This window comes from Streptomyces armeniacus (assembly GCF_003355155.1).
GTDB classification, from domain to species: Bacteria; Actinomycetota; Actinomycetes; order Streptomycetales; family Streptomycetaceae; genus Streptomyces; species Streptomyces armeniacus.
In genome coordinates this window covers 3465639-3484078 of record NZ_CP031320.1, presented here as the reverse complement: position 1 = coordinate 3484078, position 18440 = coordinate 3465639, and the positions used below count along the sequence as shown (strand labels likewise).

Below are 18440 nucleotides of genomic sequence, written 5' to 3'. Positions count from 1 at the left end.
GGCGCGCACGCGACCGTACGGGCGCGCCTCAGGGTGCGAGCAGGGCGAGCTTGTCGGGGTTGGCGAGCAGGTAGACGGACTGGACGCGGCCGTCCGCGACGTCCAGCAGGATCGCGCTGTGCGGGCGGCCCCCGCTGGTGACGAGCAGCCCGACGGTGCCGTTGATCTCCACGTACGTGAAGGCGGCGTCCGGGATCTCCTCCTGTCCGACGGCGGCCACGAAGCGGCCCACCTTGCCGGCCGACTCGATGACCCGCAGCGGCGCCTTGGCCTTGCCGCCGCTGTCGCCGACCAGCCGTACGTCCGGGGCGAGTACGGCGAGCAGCCCCTCCAGGTCGCCCGCGACGGCGGCGGCCAGGAACCGCTCGGTCAGGTCGCGCTGCTGCGCCGGGTCCACCTCGAACCGCGGCCTGCGCTCCTCCACGTGCTTGCGGGCGCGGCCCGCCAGCTGCCGTACGGCGGCCTCGCTCCGCTCCAGCGTGGCCGCGATCTCCGCGAACGGGAACCCGAATGCCTCCCGGAGCACGAACACCGCCCGCTCCAGCGGCGACAGCGACTCCAGCACGACCAGCACGGCGAACGACACCGACTCGGCGAGCACGACCCGTTCCGCGCTGTCCGGCACCGGCTCGTCGTGCAGGTCGGTGATCAGCGGCTCGGGCAGCCACGGCCCGACGTACGTCTCGCGCCGCGACTGCACCTGGCGCAGCCGGTCGACGGCGAGCCGGGTGGTGACGCGGGCGAGGTACGCGCGGGGCTCGCGCACGTTCTCGCGGTCGGCGGCCGACCAGCGCAGCCAGCTCTCCTGGACGACGTCCTCGGCGTCGGCGACGCGGCCGAGCATGCGATAGGCGACGCCCAGCAGGAACCCGCGGTGCTCCTCGAAGACATCGGTCGCCGTGTCGCCCGCGGTGGTGTCGTCTCCCCCGGTGGTGTCGTCTGCTGCCACGCGGTCATCCTCGCATCCGGGCGCGCGGCGGCGCGCACACCCCCGTACGGACCGGTCGGTAACACTCTTCCACCCCGCACCTCTTGCTGACATCGTGTCTACCGCAGTGCCCCGTGTCCCCGAAGGAGCCCCGCATGCCCGTCGCCTCCGCGCACGCACCCGTGCCGGCCACCGAGTCCGTCGTCCACGTCCCCGCCGCCGAGGGGCGGCCCGCCTTCGACCTCGCCTACGAGCGGCGCGGCAGCGGCGAACCGGTCGTGCTGCTGCACGGCATAGGGCACCACTGGCAGGCGTGGGAGCCGGTGCTGACGCTGCTCGCCGCCTCGCACGAGGTCATCGCCCTGGACCTGCCGGGCATGGGCGCCTCTCCCGGGCTGCCGCCGGGGCTCTCGTACGACCGGGAGGGCATACGCCCGGCGCTCACCGCCGCCCTGTCCGCGCTCGGCCTCGAACGCCCGCACGTGGTGGGCAACTCGCTCGGCGGGCTGCTCGCGCTGGACCTCGGACTGCACGGCCGCGCCGCCTCGGTGACGGCGTTCTCGCCGGCCGGGTTCTGGACGGAGCCTGAGCGGATCTACGCCTCGTCGGTGCTGCGCGGGATGCACGCGGCCGCCTCCGGCATGCCGGAGGGGCTGGTGGCGCGGCTGGCCCGGTCGGCGGCCGGACGTACGGCGCTGACGAGCACCATATACGCGCATCCCGGGCGCCGTTCGCCGGAGGCCGTCGTCGCCGAGACGGCGGCGCTGCGCGACGCGGAGGGCTTCGCGGCGACGCTGGCCGCGTCGCGCCGCCCCGACACGCTGTTCACGAGCGACGTGCCGGACGTCCCGGTGACGATCGGCTGGGGCGACCGGGACCGGCTGCTGCTGCGGCGGCAGGGCGTGCGCGCCAAGAAGACGATCCCGGGCGCGCGGCTCGTACGCCTGCGGGGCTGCGGGCACGTGCCGATGAACGACAATCCGGCGCTGGTGGCGCGGGTGGTGCTGGACACGGCGCGGGTGGCGTAGGGGATCACGACGCACACGTACGGGAGCGCGCCGCACGTACGGGAGCGCGCCGCACGTACTGAGCCGCTGTCAGCCGGCGGCCGACGCCTCCTCCAGTACGGCCGCGGCCTCCCGGCGGCGGCTCTCCAGCGCGCCGTCCGGGTCGTCCGCGTCCTCCGGACAGGCGTCGAGCACGCGGGCGGCGCGTTCGGCGGCGGCGCCGTTCCGGCCGAGGGCGATCTCCAGCCAGGCGGCGAGGAGTTCGGCGCCCGCGCGCGCGTCGAGCCCGGCCGGGCCGCAGGTGCCGAAGGCGGTGGCGGCGTGCTCCGCGAAGACGACGGCCTCCTGGTACGCGACCCGGTTGATCTCGTACTGCTCGGGCGCGTTCCGCTCCTGGTCCGGCGGGCCGTCGGTGGTCTGCAGCAGGATCTCGGCGGTCTGCTGATAGGTCTGGCCGAGTTCGCCGCGCAGTTCGTTCCGTTCGTCCTCCGACTCGGCGCGCCGCATGCCCCGTTCGACCTGGTGCAGGGCGGCCTCCATGAGGTCGATGGCCTCCGGGACGCGCATCCCGCCGATGGCGATCCAGGCGCGGGAGCGCAGCGCGCGTACGGCGGCGTGGGTGTCGCCCAGCGGGACCCACAGCTGCTCCGCGCGCGCGTACGCCTGCCCTGCCTGGTCGGTCAGTCCGGCGTTCAGCAGGGCGTCGGCGGCGAGATGGGTGAGCATCGCGTGGTCGCCCTGGTCCTCCCAGGCCGCGGCGGTCTCGGCGGAGGCAAGGAACTGCTCGGCGGCGGCGGCCGGTTCACCGGTGCCGGTCAGCGCCTGCCCGAGCCACCAGCGCGCCTGGACGGCGTCGCGGGGGCGGGTGCCCGGGAGCAGGTCGGGCAGGGCGTTCTCCAGTACGGTCGCGGCCTCGGCCCAGCGGTCCAGGCCGAGGTACGCGGCGCCGAGGCGCAGCCGGGCGTGCGCGGCGAGCCCCGGCCCCTCCCGGGTGCCGTCGGCGCCGTCCGCGCCGTCCGCGAGGAGCGCGGCCTCCAGCAGCAGCGCGGGCTCCTCCTCGGGGCGCGACTCCGCGACGGCCTCGGCGAGCGTGAGCAGCACACGTGCGCGCTGGGCGGCGGTCAGGGTGCCGTCGTGCCGGGAGTCGCCGAGGACCGTGCGGAGACCGGCCTCGGCCTCGGCGGCGGCGCCGTCGGCCAGCAGGGCGTTGCCGAGGGCGAGTTCGGCCTCGACGGCCTGCCAGGGGCGCTGCGCCGCGTGGTAGGTGCGGGCGGCCCCGGCGAGCAGCCGGGCGGCGGCGGCAGGGTCGCCGGTCTGCCCGGCGAGGCGGCCGCGTGACTCGGTGGCCTCGGCGATACGGGCGAGCACGCCGGGCTCCGTACGGTGCGGCTCGGCGAAGCCGATGAGCTCCGCGAGTTCGGCGTCGACGGCGGCGGCGTCAGCGGCGTCAGCGGCGTCAGCGGCGGCGTCCGTCTCGTTGCGTTCCGTGCCGCCGGCCGTGTCCGCCGCGTGCCCCGCCCGTCCCGCGTGCTCCCGGGGCGCCGCGAGGGCCGTGGCCCGTATCCGCGCGCGGGAGAGCAGTACCGCCGTCGTCTGCCGCACGCTGGCACGGCCCGCCGTGTGCAGGTTCAGCGCCTCCGTGCACAGGGGGGCGATCCGCCGCAGCGCGTCCTCCGTGTGCCCGGCGAAGGCCGTGGCGAGCGCCGCGCGGGCCTGGCAGGCGACGGCGTCGCCCGGCTGCCCGGCCGCCCGGAAGAGGGCCGCGGCCTCGGCGAACATCCCGGCGCCCGACTCCGGCTCCGTACGGGCGGCCTGCATGGCGTGGTGGTCGAGGAGTTCGGCGCGTTCGCCGTCGCCGAGGGCGGTGTCCTCGCGAGCGATGGCCGCCTCCGCCCGGCGCCAGAAATCGGGCGCCGTAGGGTGCCCCTCGTCGCTGCGGCGGCGTGCCTCCGCGAGGAGCGCGAGCGGGTCGGCGCCCTCGAACGCGGCGTCGCGGCGCGCCGCTTCGGGCCCGCCCTCCGCCTGCCCGTGCGGGGCGGCGCCGCCGAGCGGCGCGAAGCGCAGCCCGAGCGGCAGCAGGGCGGTCACGGGTTCGGCGGCCATGCGGGCGCGGGCGGCCTCGCTGACGGCGGTGGTGCCGTTCCGCCTGTCGAAGGCGAGGGCGACGGCGAGGGCCTCGTCCGCGGCGTGTTCCAGGAGGGTGACCGCGGTCCAGTCCTGGCCCGGCGGGCCCGGTACGGGTTCGGCGGCGTGGCCGAGCCCGGTGAGCCGCCGCAGCAGCAGCGCGACGCACACCGTCCAGTCCAGATAGCCGCCGGGGTCGTCGCCGGGCTCCCAGCGCGCGGCCTGCCCGGCGAGGCCGGTCTGCCCGGCGAGGCCGGTCTGCCCGCCGGTTCTCGTCTGCTCGTCGAGTCTCGTCTGCTCGTCCAGGATGGCCAGCGCGCGCGGCTCGTTGCCGGTGAGCGCGCAGAACTCGATGTGCGCGGCCACCTCGCGCCGCGCGTCCGGCAGTCCGCGCACCATGCGGTAGCCGGTGAGGTGCGCGGCGCGCGCCTCGTCCGTACGGCCGGCGCGGGCCAGCGGGAGGAGCGCGGACGGGAGCACGCCGTACGGGTCGTACGGGCAGCCCTCCGTGCCGTTCAGCAGCGGCTCCCAGATCCGCAGGGCCGCCGCGTCGTCGCCGCGCCGTGCCTGCCAGGCGCCCTGCTCGCTGAGCTCGCAGGCGTGGCAGTCGCTCATCGCGTCGCGGTCGGCGGCGAGCCAGGCGTCGTAGGCACGTGCGGCGCGCGCCGTGTCGCCGGTGTGCAGGGCGAGCGCGAACTCGCTCTGCCGCACGGCGCGTTCGGAGTGCTCCCCAAGGCGGTGGCGGTGCGCGGCCTCCGACTGCCAGCGCTCCAGCACCGCCAGGGGCAGGCCCGGCCGGCCGAGCAGCCCGTCGGGCGCCCACTTGAACAGCCCGTGCAGCCGGTGCGCGGCGTCCTCGCCGAACTCCTCGGGGTGCTCGGCGCGCAGCCGCAGCAGCCGCGCGTACGGCACGAGCGCCTTGTCGGAGTCGGGCCCGTACGCGTCGGCGCCGATCTCCGCGAACAGCGCCTCCACCCGAGGTACGCCGTCACCGGCGGCGGGCTGTGTGCTCGGGGGTCTCGCGGTTCCCGGGGTTCTCGGGCCGCTCCCGGACCCGTCTCCGGCGGCGGGCGGCGTCATCGGCGCTCACCCGGCACATACGGGCGGATCTGTCGGGAGCGCGGCGGTATCCGTACGGAAGTCATCCTGGGAATCCTATGACCGGCGACGGGCGGTGCACCACGGCGCACATACGGCGGGGCCGGACGGGCGGCGCCCTGCAGCCGTCCGTACGGACACCGCGCGGTCATCCGCAGGGCTCTGTCGGGAGCGCGGTCCGGCACCGTACGATCCCGTTTTCCGCCCGCTCTCTGGAGGCCGTTGATGAACCGGGTCGACCCGAACTCAGGCGCCGCAGGCCGCTCCCCCGGCCGCCGCGCGCTGCTGCGCGGCACGCTGGCCGCGTCCGCCGCGCTGCCGCTGTTCTCCGGAGCGGCGCCCGCGCAGGCGCGGTCCGGGCGGCCGGAGGCGCGCTGGGGCGTGCAGACGGGCGATGTGACGTCCGGTTCGGGGCTGGTGTGGGTGCGCGCGGACCGGCCCGCGCGGATGGTGGTGGAGACCTCCGCGACCGAGTCGTTCCACCGGGTGCGGCGCTGGCACGGACCGCTGCTCGGGCCCGGCACGGACTTCACCGGCACGACGGCGCTGCGCGGACTCCCGTCCGGCGAGCAGATCCACTACCGCGTGCTGCTCGAGGACCCCGACGACCCGCGGCGCTCGGGCGAGCCCGTGCACGGCACGTTCCGTACGGCGCCGGGCGGCCGCAGGAGCGGCGCACGCGGCGGCGACGTGCGCTTCGTGTGGTCCGGCGACCTGGCCGGGCAGGGCTGGGGCATCAACCCGGACCGCGGCGGCTATCCGCTGTTCACCGAAATGCGCGCCCTGGACCCGGACTTCTTCCTCAACAGCGGCGACACCATCTACGCCGACGGGCCCATCGAGCCCACCGTGCAGCTGCCCGACGGCGGCGTGTGGCGGAACGTCACCACCGAGGAGAAGTCGAAGGTCGCCGAGACGCTCGCGGAGTTCCGCGGGAACTTCCGGTACAACCTCCTCGCCGGCTCCCTCCGGGAGTTCAACGCGCAGGTGCCCTCGGTCGTGCAATGGGACGACCACGAGGTGCACAACAACTGGTACCCGGGGCAGATCCTGGACGACGAGCGGTACACGGAGAAGGACGCCGACGTGCTCGCCGCCCGCTCGCTGCGCGCGTTCAGCGAGTACTTCCCGGTGCACACGCTGCCGCCGGGCGACAGCGACGGGCGGGTGTACCGGGTGGTGCACCGCGGCCCGCTGCTCGACGTGTTCGTGCTGGACATGCGCACGTACCGGAACGCCAACTCCCCCGGCAGGGAGCCCGACGAGCGGCAGGGCATCCTCGGCGCCGAGCAGCTGCGGTGGCTCAAGCGGGAGCTGTCGCGGTCCCGGGCCGTATGGAAGGTGATCGCCTCGGACATGCCGCTCGGCCTGACCGTCCCGGACGGCGACACCGACTTCGAGGCCGTCGCGCAAGGCGATCCGGGCGCGCCGCTGGGCCGTGAGCTGCAGATCGCGGAGCTGCTGCGGCACATCAAGCACCGGGGCGTCACCGGCACCGTGTGGCTGACCACGGACGTGCACTACACCTCGGCGCAGCACTACGAGCCGTCGCGCGCGGCGTTCCGCGACTTCGCGCCGTTCTGGGAGTTCGTGTCGGGGCCGCTCAACGCGGGCGGCTTCCCCGCGCTGAAGCTGGACGGCACGTTCGGGCCGTGGCAGGCGTTCGTCAAGGCACCGGAGTCGGCCAATGTGCCGCCGTCCGCGGGCGGCCAGTTCTTCGGGCAGGTGGACATCGACGGGGCGAGCGGCGAGCTGACCGTACGGCTGCGAGAGGAGGGCGGCGCGGTGCTGTTCACCAAGACGCTCCAGCCGGGGCGTACGGGGCAGTGAGCGACTGCGCGATACTCGTGGGGTGAGCAGCGGGAGCGGCGGCGATACGGGCGGGGACGGCCGTACGGGCGGCGGGGACGGCTCCCCCGGGGGTTTCGCGTACCCCGGCGTGGGCGGCACCGAGCACGGGCGCGCCCCCGCCGGTTACCGCACGCTGACCCGGCACACCCGGCTGGGCCGCGGCGACGCGGTGTTCCGGGCGGCGGCCGGCGCGGTCGCGGAGTGGCGGATGCACCGCGCGATGGGCGTCGGTATCGAGACGGACGCGCCGCGCGCCGTGCCGGGCGCCGAGGTGACCGTGGCCCTCGGTGCGGGGCGACTGCGGCTGCGCGCGCCGTGCCGGGTGGTGTGGACGGCGGCGGAGGCGCGCCGCGCCGGCTGGGGGTACGGCACGCTGCCCGGTCATCCGGTGCGCGGCGAGGAGGCGTTCCTGGTCAGCAGGGACGCGGCCGACACCGTATGGCTGACGGTGACGGCGTTCAGCAGGCCCGCCACGTGGTGGACGCGGGCGCTCGGTCCGGTGCTGCCGGTGCTGCAGCGGGCGTACGCGCGCCGGTGCGGCGCGGTGCTGCGCCGGGTCGTACGGGAGGAGGGCGGCGGCCGAACAGAATGGCCGAAAACGTAACCAACCCTACGGATATGGCTTTTACTCATCTGTCACGGGGCGTTCGTGGTCGCGCAACACCGGAGAGTGAGGGTGAGTCCATGACCGACGTACCACCGCACACGCCGTCCCGCCGCCCCGGCCGTCCCCGCCGCCGTGACCGTCTGACCGCCGCGCTCCGCCCGCGCTCGGCACGGAGTCACGCACACGCGCCCCCGACACCGCCCGATACGGGCGCCATGGCGCCGGAGCGGCCCGGAACGGACCGTACGACGGCGCTGTGGCGGATGCGGACCACCGTACGGGAGGAGCCCGGTTCGCTGGCGGCGCTGTGCACGGCGCTCGCGGACCGGCGGATCGACATCCTCACGCTGCAGGCACTGCCGCTCGGCCCCCGCCCCGGCGACATCCCCTCGCGGGGCGGCTGGACCGTGGACGAACTCCTGCTGCGCGCCCCGTCGGAGGTCTCCGCGAACGACCTCAAGGAGCTGGTGGCGGCCGCGGGCGGCACCCACACCTGGGCGGAGCGCGCCGTCGCCCACGACCTGGTCGACGCGCCGGCGCAGGCGCTGGCGCTCGCCACCCGTACGGCGCTGGACTCGGCCGAACTCCCGCTCGCCCTGCGGCAGCTGCTCGGCCGCTGCGTCATACGGTCACTGCCCGCCACCACCCTGCGCGGCACGCCGGGCGCCGAAGAGGTGGCGCCGGACGGCGAGTTCGGGGAGCACCGGCTGCGCTTCCCCGACCCGGCGGGCGGCGCGCTGGTCGTGGAGCGGCACGATCCGCCGTTCACCCCGGCGGAGTTCGCCCGCGCCCGCGCGCTCGTCGAGCTGGACGCGCGGCTCGGCGAGGGCCGGGTGCCGCGCCGCCGCGAGGCGCTCGCCCTGTCGGAGGGGCGGGAGATCACCGTACGGCGGGCGGACACGCGTGATCTGGAGGCGGCACGCGCCATGCACGAGCGGTGCTCGCGCCGGACCCTGGCGATGCGCTACCACGGGCCGGTCGGCGACGCGGACCGCTATCTGAACCACCTGCTGTCGCCCCGTTTCGGCCGCACCCTGGCCGCCGAAACGGCCTCCGGGCGGCTCGTGGCGCTCGGCCACCTGCTGTGGGACGGCGACGAGACGGAGGTCGCCCTCCTTGTCGAGGACGCCTGGCAGCGCCGCGGCGTCGGAGTCGAACTCCTGCGGCGGCTCGTCGGCATGGCCGCGGAGACGCGCTGCGAGCACGTGTACGCCGTCACCCAGGCGTCCAACGCGGGCATGGCCGCCGCCATGCGCGCCCTCGGGCTGCCGCTGGACCACCAGGTCGAGGAGGGCACCCTGGTGATCACCGCGCAGCTGGACCGCACGCAGCCGGAGCGGACGCCCGCTCCGCTGCCGCCCGCTCCCGAGCCGGCCGACGGCGGCCGCTGAGCGCCGCGTCGAGGTCGTCCCACAGGTCGTCGGCGTCCTCCAGCCCCACGGACATCCGCAGCAGGCTGTCGCTGATGCCGCCCGCGGACCGGCCGTCCTCGCCGACGACGCGGTGGCTGATCGAACCCGGGTGCTGGATCAGCGAATCGACGCTGCCGAGGCTCACCGCCGGGGTGATCAGCCGTACGCCCGCGATCACCTCGTGCGGGTCGCCCGCCACCTCGAACGCGACCATGGCGCCGCCCAGCCGCGGGTAGTGCACGCGTACGACACGCGGGTCCGCCGCCAGCCGGCGGGCCAGCTCCGCGGCGGTGGCCGACTGCGCCCTCACCCGTACCGGCAGGGTGGCCAGCCCGCGGAGCAGCAGATAGCCGGCCAGCGGGTGCAGGACGCCGCCGGTCGCGAAGCGCACCTGCCGCAGCTGCCGCGCGTACTCCGCGTCGCAGGCGACGACGCCGCCGAGCACGTCGCCGTGCCCGCCCAGGTACTTGGTGGCGCTGTGCAGCACGAGCCGGGCGCCGCTCTCGTACGGGCGCTGCAGCACGGGGGTGGCGAAGGTGTTGTCGGCGAGCAGCGGCACCGAGCCGCAGGAGTGGGCGACGGCGCGCAGGTCGAGTTCGGCGAGCGTCGGGTTGGCGGGGGTCTCGACGAGGACGAGCCCGGTGTCGGGGCGTATCGCGTCCGCGATGCCGGCCGGGTCGGTCCAGGTGACCTCGGTGCCGAGCAGGCCGCCGGCGAGGAGGTGGTCGCTGCACCCGTAGAGCGGCCGTACGGCGACCACGTGCCGGAGGCCCGCCCCGGCCCGTACGAGCACGGCCGCGGTGAGCGCCGCCATGCCGCTGGCGAACGCCACGGCGTCCTCGGTGCCCTCCAGGCGGGCGAGCGCCTGCTCGAAGCGTGCGACGGTGGGGTTGTCGAGCCGGGCGTAGACGGGCGGCCCGTCGGGCAGTTCACCGGTGGCCGCGAACCGGTCGAGCCGGGCGGCCTCGGCGCGGCTGTCGTACGAGGGGTAGGTGGTGGACAGGTCGAGCGGCGCGGCGTGCAGGCCGAGGGCGGCGAGGTCGTCGCGCCCCGCGTGCACGGCCTCGGTGGCCAGTGCGCGGGCGCCGGGTGTCGGCTCCACGGGTGTCGTCTCCATGGGGACGAGTCTGAACACCGGCCGGGAGAATGCGGTGAATCCCCGTGCTACGTTCGGCGGATGCCCGAATCCGTCGCCCTCGACACGGTCGATCTGGACATACTGCGCCTTCTCCAGAACGACGCCCGGACCACGTACCGCGAGCTGGCCGCCGCCGTCGGCATCGCCCCGTCGACCTGCCTGGACCGGGTGGGCAGGCTGCGCCGAGGCGGCGTCATCCTGGGGCACGCGCTGCGGCTCGACCCGGCGCGGCTCGGCCGGTCGCTGGAGGCGCTGCTGTCCGTGCAGGTGCGGCCGCACCGGCGGGAGCTGATCGGGCCGTTCGTGGAACGGATCCGGGCGCTGCCGGAGTCCCGCGCACTGTTCCATCTCACCGGCCCCGACGACTACCTGGTGCACGTCGCGGTGACCGGTACGGCCGACCTGCAGCGCCTCGTACTGGACGAGTTCACCTCCCGCGGCGAGGTCGCGCGCGTGGAGACCCGGCTGATCTTCCAGCAGTGGGACTGCGGACCGCTGCTGCCGCCCGCGTGACGCGGCAGGCCGCACGTATGAGGATGGGCGCATGTCCGACGCGAAGAACCCGAAGAGCACGGCGGCCACGGCGCCGCTCACGCCCCGAGAGGTCGCCGACAGCTATGTCGACGCCCTCGTCGAACTCGACCCGATCACCGGCACGTACCTCGGCGTCCCCGAAAGCCACAGCAGGCTGCCTGACTTCTCGCCCTCGGGGCAGGAGGCGCTGGCCCGGCTGAACCGGGACACCCTGCTGCGACTGGCGGAGGCCGAGGCGCTGCCCGGCGCCGACAGCGACGCGGAGCGGCGCTGCGCGCGGCTGCTGCGGGAGCGGCTGACGGCGGAACTCGCCGTGCACGACGCAGGCGAGGGGCTGCGCATGGTCAGCAACCTCAACTCCCCCGCGCACTCGGTGCGCGGCATCCTCACCGTCATGCCGTCCGAGACCGAAGCGGACTGGGCCGCCGTGGCCCGGCGGCTGCGGGCGGTGCCCGCGGCGCTGGAGGGCTACCGCGCCTCGCTCGAGTCCGGGCTGGCGAAGCACCTGCCGGCGGGGCCGCGCCAGGTCTCGACGGTGATCGGGCAGCTCGGCGAGTGGATCGGCGAGGGGCCGGGCGGCGGCGTCAGCTGGTTCGCCGACTTCGCCGCACAGGGCCCGGAGGCCGCCCGCGACGAGCTGGCGGGCGCCGCGAACGAGGCGACGGGCGCGGTGCGCGCGCTGCGCGACTGGCTGCGCGACGTGTACGCGCCCGGCATCGAGGGGGCGCCGGAGACGGTCGGCCGCGACCGGTACGCCCGCTGGTCCCGCTACTGGAACGGCACCGACCTGGATCTGGAGGAGGCGTATGCGTACGGCTGGGCCGAGTTCCACCGGCTCCTGGCCGAGATGCGCGCCGAGGCGGAGCAGATCCTGCCCGGCGCGGACACCCCCTGGGACGCGCTCCGGCATCTGGACACGCACGGGCAGGCGATCGAGGGCGTCGACGCGGTCGTCGGCTGGCTGCAGTCGCTGATGGACGAGGCGATCGACAAGCTCGACGGCACCCACTTCGAACTGGCCGAGCCCGTACGGCGCGTGGAGTCGCGGATCGCCCCGCCGGGCAGCGCCGCGGCGCCGTACTACACGCAGCCGTCGCTGGACTTCTCCCGGCCCGGCCGCACCTGGCTGCCGACGATGGGCGAGACCCGCTTCCCCGTATACGACCTGGTCACCACCTGGTACCACGAGGGCGTCCCCGGGCACCATCTCCAGCTGGCGCAGTGGGTGCACGTCGCCGACCAGCTGTCCCGCTACCAGACGACGGTCGGCATGGTCAGCGCCAACGCGGAGGGCTGGGCGCTGTACGCGGAACGGCTCATGGACGAGCTGGGGTTCCTCAGCGACTCCGAGCGGCGGCTCGGCTATCTCGACGCGCAGATGATGCGTTCGCTGCGGGTCATCGTGGACATCGGCATGCACCTGGAGCTGGAGATCCCGGCGGACTCGCCGTTCCACCCGGGCGAGCGGTGGACGCCGGAGCTGGCGCAGGAGTTCTACGGGATGCACTGCGGCCGTCCCGCGGACTTCGTGGAGAGCGAGATGGTGCGCTATCTGGGCATGCCGGGCCAGGCCATCGGCTACAAGCTGGGCGAACGCGCCTGGCTGAAGGGCCGCGAGGCGGCGCGCGCGGCGCACGGCGACGCGTTCGACGCGAAGGCGTGGCACATGGCGGCGCTGTCGCAGGGGTCGCTGGGGCTGGACGACCTGGTGGCGGAGCTGTCGGCGCTGTGAGGACCGGCGCGGGCCGCGGCCCGCGCCTCCTGCCCGCGCGCGGTCTCGACGGGGGTCCCTCGCGTATCCGGCAAGGCCGCGGGACGGCGGACCTTCCACGGCAGATCCCTTGCCGTGCCGGGGATTTCACTGCTAGACAGCGCACATGGCCGATGATTCCCCGGACGCCGTGGACTGGCGCATCCTCGATGTCCTCCAGCGGGAGGGCCGCGCCACCTACGCCGAACTGGCGCGCGCCGTCGGCATGTCCGCGAGCGCGGTCACCGAACGCGTACGGCGGCTGGAGGAGTCCGGCGCCATCACCGGCTACTCCGCCGTGGTGGACCCGGAACGGCTGGGCCGCCCGGTGCTCGCGTTCGTACGGCTGCGCCACCCGCACGGCGACCACAAGCCGCTCCACGACCTGCTGGACTCGACGCCGGAGATACTCGAGGCGCACCACATCACGGGCGACGACTGCTTCGTCATGAAGGTCTCGGCGCGTTCGATGCGGCACCTGGAGGAGGTCTCCGGCCGGATCGGGTCGCTCGGCCCGGTCACCACCAGCGTGGTGTACTCCTCGCCGCTCCCCCGCCGCCCGCTCGCCTCCTGAACGGCGCCGCCCGGCCGTTGAGGCGGTCGGCGGGGCTCACCGGGAGCCGGCGCCGGCGCCGTGACGGCCGCGCCCTGGCCGGGGGGCGGCGTTCAGCCGCCGAGCGGCGCCGTGCGGCGGCGTACGGACGAGCCGCCGCGGGTCTTCACCACCTCCAGCTGGGCGGGGATGCGGCGGCGCAGGTCGGGGACGTGGCTGACGATGCCGACGCTGCGGTCGCGCTCGCGCAGCGAGTCGAGCACGTCGAGGACCTCGTCCAGCGTCTCCTCGTCCAGGCTGCCGAAGCCCTCGTCGATGAACAGCGTGTCCAGCGGCGTGCCGCCCGCCTCGTCAGTGACCACGTCGGCGAGACCCAGCGCGAGGGCGAGCGACGCGAAGAACGTCTCGCCGCCGGACAGCGTGGCGGTGTCCCGCTCGACGCCCGTCCACGAGTCGATGACGTGCAGGCCCAGTCCGGACCGGCCGCGGCCCGTCGCGCGCTCCGCGGAGTGCACCAGGGTGTACCGGCCGGCGGACATGTGGGCGAGGCGAGCACTGGCGGCGGCCGCGACCTGCTCCAGGCGGGCGGCGAGCACGTACGTCTCCAGGCGCATCTTCAGCTCGTTCTCCGCGGCGGTGCCCGCGGCGAGGTGCGACAGGCCGGCCACCCGCTGGTACGCGGCGCGGAGCGGCGCGATACGGCGGACATCGGCCGCGGCGCGGGCACCGAGCGCGTCGAGCTCGTCGCAGCGGGTGCGCGCGGCGTGCTCCGCCGCGTGCGCGTCCCGCAGCCGCGCCGCCGCGGCGGCGGCAGCTGCCTCCGCCGCCTCCGGGTCGGCGGGCTCCTCTCCGGCCGCCGCGGCCAGCCGCTCGTCCGCGAGCTCGGCGGCCACCGCGGCCTCCTCGGCCTGCCGGCGCTCCAGCCGCTCCTGCAGCGCCGTCTGCCGCGCCTCGTCCAGCATGGCCTCGGCCGCCGCCTCGGGGGAGCCGAATCCGGCGCGCCGGGCGGCGTCCGCGGCCTGCGTCTCCGCCTCGCCGCGGCGCAGATCCGCGGCCCGCGCCGTACGGGCAGCCTCCGCAGCGGCGGCGAGCCGGGCCGCCAAGTCCTCGAGGGCGGCGGCCCGTTCGGCGACGTCGGCGGCGTCCCCGCGGGCCTGCCGCACCTCTTCGGCGAGCGCGGCCTGCTCGCGCAGGAGCGCCTCGCGGTGCGAGGTGCGGGCGGCCGTACGGCGTTCCGCGTCGTGCCGCTCGCCCGTACGGCGCGCGTGCTCGGCCTCGGCCCGCTCCAGGGCCTCCCGTGCCGCGTGCGCGCCGGCGGCCTCGGCGTGCGCGGCGGCGTGCTCCGCCTCCAGCTCGCCGGCGGCGGCCGCGAGTTCGGCGACGGGGTCGCCTCCGGCTTCGGTGCGGGCGGCGGCGAGCTGCTCTTCGAGGGCACGCAGCCGGTGGTCCGCTTCCTCCCGTACGGCCTCCGCGCTGCGGTGGGCTTCGAGTGCCGCGTCCTCCGCGCGCCGGTCGACGTGGCCGGCGCCCGGCTGTGCGGGGTCGGGGTGTTCGGTGCTGCCGCAGACGGCGCAGGGAGTACCCGGTGCGAGTGCGGCGGCGAGCTCGGCGGCGATGCCGCGCAGCCGGCGCTCCTTGAGGTCGAGCCAGTGCTCGCCCGCGGTGGCGGCCCGTTCGCGGGCGGCCAGCAGCTCGTCGCCGGCGGTGCGCAGCTCGGCTTCCAGCTGGTCGCGGCGGCGGGCGGCGGCCAGTCTGCGGCGGGCGGGGTCGAGCTGCCCGGCGAGGTGCTCGGCGCGGGTGGCGGCGCTCTGCGCCCGCTCGACGCGCGACTGGTGCTCCTGGCGGCGCGGTTCCCAGCCGGACAGCCACTCCCCCGCGTCGCGCAGGACGTCCTCGTCGGCGCGGGACTCCCGTTCCAGCGTGGTGATTTCGGCGTCGATGGCGTGGGCGCGCTGCTCGGCGCGGCGGGCGGAGGCGAGCGCGCCGAGCCGCTGCCGGGTGTCCCGCTCCAGCTCGACGAGCCGGACGTCGTCGGCGCCGCCGTACTCGTCGGGCAGCCGCGCCCGCCCGCGCGTCTCGGCGTCCGCCGCGGCGGCGTGCTCGGCGGCCGCGCGGGAGCGCAGCGCGACGGTGGGGGCGACGGCGGCGGCAGCGCGGGCGCGCGCCAGCCGTTCGGCGTCGTGCCGCCGCTCCCCGGCGGCGGCGGACAGCCGCTCCCGGCGCTGCCGGGCGTCGGCGAACCGCTGCTGGCGGCGCGCCAGTTCGCGGACGTCGTCCAGCCGCCGTACGGCCGCGGCGTGCGCCTCCTCGGCCGTACGGGCGGCGACCGCCGCCGCGTCCCGCCGCTCGCGCGCGCCGGAGCGGGCCACGGCGGCCCAGGCCAGCACGGTGCCGGCGAGCGCCGGGTCACCCGCGCCTGTACGGGTCTCGGCGCCGCCCGTACGGGTGTCCGCGCCCCCGTCCGCCGCGCCGCCGGGTCCGCCGGTGCGCTGGTCCGGCACCCCACCGGCGGCCGTACGGCGGCGCCGCGCGCCGGCGGGAGCGGACGGGCCGGAGGGCCCCGGGCCGAACACGTCCAGGCCGTCGGCCCCGTCCATCGCGACCGGCCCGTCCGCCTCGGCGCCCGGTCCCGCCGCCTGCCTCATCCGGTGTGCGAGTGCCAGCAGCGCCTCGTCCGCCTCGCGCACCTCGTCCTGCGCGGACCGGCGCATCCGGGCCAGCTGCTCCTCCACGGCGGCGAACCGGCCGGTGTCGAAGAGCCGCCCGAGCAGCTTGGCGCGGTCCTCGGCGCCGGCGCGCAGGAAGCGCGCGAAGTCGCCCTGCGGGAGCAGCGCGACCTGGCAGAACTGGTCCCGGCTCATGCCGAGCAGCTGCCCGATCTCCTCTCCGATCTCCTGGTGCGAGCGGCTCAGCGCCCGCCAGTCGCCGCTGTCCGGGTCGTATTCGCGCAACTCGGAGTGCGCGCGCTCGCGGGTGACCCCGGTGCCGGTCTTCTTCGGTCGCGGCTGCTCGGGGCGGCGGGTGATCTCCAGCCGCCGCCCGCCGACGGTGAGGTCCAGCACGACCTGGGTCGGGGTGTGCGGGTCGGCGTGGTCGCTGCGCAGGGTGCCGCCGGGCTGCTGGCGGGTGCCGGGCACGCCGCCGTACAGCGCGAAGCAGACGGCGTCCAGCAGCGACGTCTTCCCCGCGCCGGTCGCGCCGTGCAGCAGGAACAGGCCCGCGGCGCACAGCTCGTCGAAGTCGACGCGCTGGGTGCCGGCGAACGGCCCGAAGGCGGTCAGCGTCAGCCGGTGCGGCCTCATCGGCTCACCCCGTCCTCGGCGCGCTCCAGCCGTGCGGCGTCGAGGGCGTCGCTCAGCAGCCGCCTCTCCCGCGCGTCCACGTCCCGCCCGTGCCGTACGTGGCCCACGAAGTCCTCGGCGACCTGCTGGTCGCTGCGGCCGCGCAGCCGGTCCGCGTAGCTGGACCCCGGCGCCGCGTCGGTCCCTTCGGGGTCGAAGGCGAGGCTGAGGATGTGCGGGAAGCGGTCCGCCAGCCGCGCCATCGGGTCGGCGGGGCGGACCGGGTCGGTGAGGGTGGCCTCGACCCAGGCGTCCTCGTGCCGCTCGTACTCGGGTTTCTCCAGCAGCGCGTCGAGCGTCCCGCGGACGCGCGCGAGCGGGCGCGGCACCGGGCAGAACAGCCGCTCGGCCTGCACCGCTCCCCGCTCGTCGAGGTCGACGAGCCACATCGACTTGCGGTGGCCGGTCTCGGAGAAGGAGTACGCGAGCGGCGAACCCGAGTACCGCACGCGTTCGTTGACGGTCTGGCAGCCGTGCAGGTGGCCCAGCGCGGCGTAGTCGACGCCGTCGAAGACCCCGGCGGGCACGGAGGCGACGCCGCCGACCGTGATGTCCCGTTCGCTGTCGGACACTTCACCTCCGGTGACGAAGGCGTGCGCGAGGACGACGGAGCGGGTGCCGTCCCGGCGGGCGGCGAGGTCGGCGCGCACGCGGTCCATGGCCGCCTCCAGGACGGCGGTGTGGCCGCGCCCGGCGGCGCCCAGCACGCCGCGTACCAGGGAGGGTTCGAGATACGGCAGGCCGTAGCAGGCGACGTCGCCGTGCGCGTCCGCGAGCACGACGGGTGTGCCGCAGTCCGCGGGGTCCGTACGGAGGTGGATGCCCGCTTTCCCGATGAGTCCGGCGGCGACGCCGAGCCGCCGCGCCGAGTCGTGGTTGCCGGAGGTCATGACGGCGGGCACGCCGATGTCGGCGAGGCGGTGCAGCACGCCGTCGAACAACTCGACGGCGGCGAGCGACGGAACGGCCCGGTCGTAGATGTCGCCCGCGACGAGCACGGCGTCGACCCGGTGCCGTTCGGCCGTGTCGACGAGGTGCTCGAGGAAGGCACGCTGGGCGTCGAGCAGGCTGACGCGGTGAAAGCTGCGGCCCAGGTGCCAGTCGGAAGTGTGCAGCAGACGCATGGTCAACGACCTTACGGGCAGGCACTGACAGCGCGTGCGCCGCCCGCGTCCCGCGATGCGCCGTACGCCTCCGCACGCCCCCGCGGCACGCCCCGCGCGGGAGGCCGCGGCCGGCTCAGGACGGCACGCGCGCCTCGGCACGGCTCAGGGCGCGGCGGCCGTCCCGTCCGACCCGTAGGCCTCGCCGCCGAGTTCGAGGCGCGCCGTCCCGGCGGTGGCGTCGGCGAGCCAGCCGCGGAACGCGTCCAGGTCCGCTTCGGGCAGCCCGACGGACAGGGTGACCTCGGCGCCGTAGCTGACGTCGCGTACGGCGCGGCCCGTGGCGCGCAGGTCGTTCTCGAGCCGGCCGGCGCGGTCGTGCCCGACGGTGACCGTCGCGAGCCGGAAGCGGCGCCGCGTGACGGTGCCGACGGCGTCCAGCGCCAAGCCGACGGCGCCGCCGTACGCGCGGATGAGCCCGCCCGCGCCGAGCTTCGTGCCGCCGAACCAGCGGGACACGACCGCCACCACGTACCGCGTCTCGCGCCGGACCAGCATCTGCAGCATCGGCGCGCCGGCGGTGCCGCCCGGCTCCCCGTCGTCGCTCGCGCGCTGGACGGCGCCGTCCGCGCCGAGCACGTACGCCCAGCAGTGGTGGCTCGCCGTCGGATGCTCCGCGCGCACCCGGGCGAGGAAGGCCCGCGCCTCCTCCTCGTCGGCCGCGGGCGCCAGGGCGCAGCGGAAACGGGAGCGGCTGACCTCCGTCTCGTGCACACCCTCGCTGGCCACGGTCACGTACTGGTCCTGCATGCCGTCACCCTACGGTGGCGTACGGGCGGCACCGTGCGACCCAGCGAGTGAGCCCGGCCCGGTGAGTGAGCCAAAGGGCGCGCCGGTGTCGAAAGTGATGAGATCAAGCGAGCGAGGAACGAGCGAACGCAGGTCGAAGGGCGTCGGCGTGCGGCCTCCCCAGGGCGAAGCCCGAGGGGACGGG

The 18440-nt window shown here is 76.0% G+C and carries 13 protein-coding genes; 7 read left to right on the top strand and 6 right to left on the bottom strand.

Annotated features, from left to right (window positions below):
• Positions 1-28: 28 nt before the first annotated feature.
• The gene (gene sigJ / locus DVA86_RS14940) at positions 29-844 is read right to left on the bottom strand and encodes an RNA polymerase sigma factor SigJ (protein ID WP_245997636.1); all 816 of its coding nucleotides are present in this window, start codon (positions 842-844) and stop codon (positions 29-31) included.
• A 239-nt stretch (positions 845-1083) separates the two neighbouring features.
• On the opposite strand from sigJ, the gene DVA86_RS14935 reads away from it, so the two are divergent.
• Positions 1084-1956 carry an alpha/beta fold hydrolase gene (locus tag DVA86_RS14935; RefSeq protein WP_208878834.1) on the top strand — a complete coding sequence of 291 codons (873 nt, stop codon included), beginning with the start codon at positions 1084-1086 and terminating at the stop codon, positions 1954-1956.
• Positions 1957-2025: 69 nt separating this feature from the next.
• Here the strand turns inward: DVA86_RS14935 and DVA86_RS14930 are convergent, their stop codons facing one another.
• Complete coding sequence (locus DVA86_RS14930; protein WP_208878833.1) at positions 2026-5034, bottom strand: tetratricopeptide repeat protein; 3009 nt, start codon at positions 5032-5034, stop codon at positions 2026-2028.
• A gap of 348 nt (positions 5035-5382) precedes the next feature.
• Here DVA86_RS14930 and DVA86_RS14925 point away from each other — a divergent pair, with 348 nt between their 5' ends.
• The 3 genes from DVA86_RS14925 to DVA86_RS14915 all read left to right on the top strand — a co-directional run bounded on the left by DVA86_RS14925 (position 5383) and on the right by DVA86_RS14915 (position 9006).
• Positions 5383-6987, top strand: a complete 1605-nt coding sequence (locus DVA86_RS14925; protein ID WP_208878832.1) for an alkaline phosphatase D family protein — start codon at positions 5383-5385, stop codon at positions 6985-6987.
• Between the two features lie 109 nt (positions 6988-7096).
• Positions 7097-7612: a DUF1990 domain-containing protein gene (locus DVA86_RS14920; RefSeq protein ID WP_208884707.1), complete on the top strand. Its 516-nt coding sequence runs from the start codon at positions 7097-7099 to the stop codon at positions 7610-7612.
• Positions 7613-7692: 80 nt separating this feature from the next.
• Entirely contained in the window at positions 7693-9006 is a 1314-nt protein-coding gene (locus DVA86_RS14915) for a GNAT family N-acetyltransferase (RefSeq protein ID WP_208878831.1), read from the top strand.
• Here the strand turns inward: DVA86_RS14915 and DVA86_RS14910 are convergent.
• Positions 8921-10144: a trans-sulfuration enzyme family protein gene (locus tag DVA86_RS14910; RefSeq protein ID WP_208878830.1), complete on the bottom strand. Its 1224-nt coding sequence runs from the start codon at positions 10142-10144 to the stop codon at positions 8921-8923. The two genes, DVA86_RS14915 and DVA86_RS14910, sit on opposite strands and share 86 nt — an antisense overlap.
• Before the next feature lie 60 nt (positions 10145-10204).
• Here DVA86_RS14910 and DVA86_RS14905 point away from each other — a divergent pair, with 60 nt between their 5' ends.
• From DVA86_RS14905 to DVA86_RS14895, 3 genes are all read left to right on the top strand, one after another.
• Complete coding sequence (locus DVA86_RS14905; protein ID WP_208878828.1) at positions 10205-10678, top strand: Lrp/AsnC family transcriptional regulator; 474 nt, start codon at positions 10205-10207, stop codon at positions 10676-10678.
• A 31-nt stretch (positions 10679-10709) separates the two neighbouring features.
• Positions 10710-12431 carry a DUF885 domain-containing protein gene (locus DVA86_RS14900; RefSeq protein WP_208878826.1) on the top strand — a complete coding sequence of 574 codons (1722 nt, stop codon included), beginning with the start codon at positions 10710-10712 and terminating at the stop codon, positions 12429-12431.
• A gap of 145 nt (positions 12432-12576) precedes the next feature.
• Positions 12577-13023 carry an Lrp/AsnC family transcriptional regulator gene (locus tag DVA86_RS14895; protein WP_208878824.1) on the top strand — a complete coding sequence of 149 codons (447 nt, stop codon included), beginning with the start codon at positions 12577-12579 and terminating at the stop codon, positions 13021-13023.
• A gap of 92 nt (positions 13024-13115) precedes the next feature.
• Here DVA86_RS14895 and DVA86_RS14890 read toward each other — a convergent pair whose 3' ends face one another.
• The 3 genes from DVA86_RS14890 to DVA86_RS14880 form a co-directional block, all read right to left on the bottom strand.
• Positions 13116-16304: an AAA family ATPase gene (locus DVA86_RS14890; protein WP_208878822.1), complete on the bottom strand. Its 3189-nt coding sequence runs from the start codon at positions 16302-16304 to the stop codon at positions 13116-13118.
• Positions 16301-17467 carry an exonuclease SbcCD subunit D gene (locus DVA86_RS14885; protein WP_208878821.1) on the bottom strand — a complete coding sequence of 389 codons (1167 nt, stop codon included), beginning with the start codon at positions 17465-17467 and terminating at the stop codon, positions 16301-16303. The genes DVA86_RS14890 and DVA86_RS14885 overlap by 4 nt, the downstream gene beginning before the upstream one ends.
• A 144-nt stretch (positions 17468-17611) precedes the next feature.
• Entirely contained in the window at positions 17612-18256 is a 645-nt protein-coding gene (locus DVA86_RS14880) for a YigZ family protein (protein ID WP_208878819.1), read from the bottom strand.
• Positions 18257-18440 lie beyond the last annotated feature (184 nt).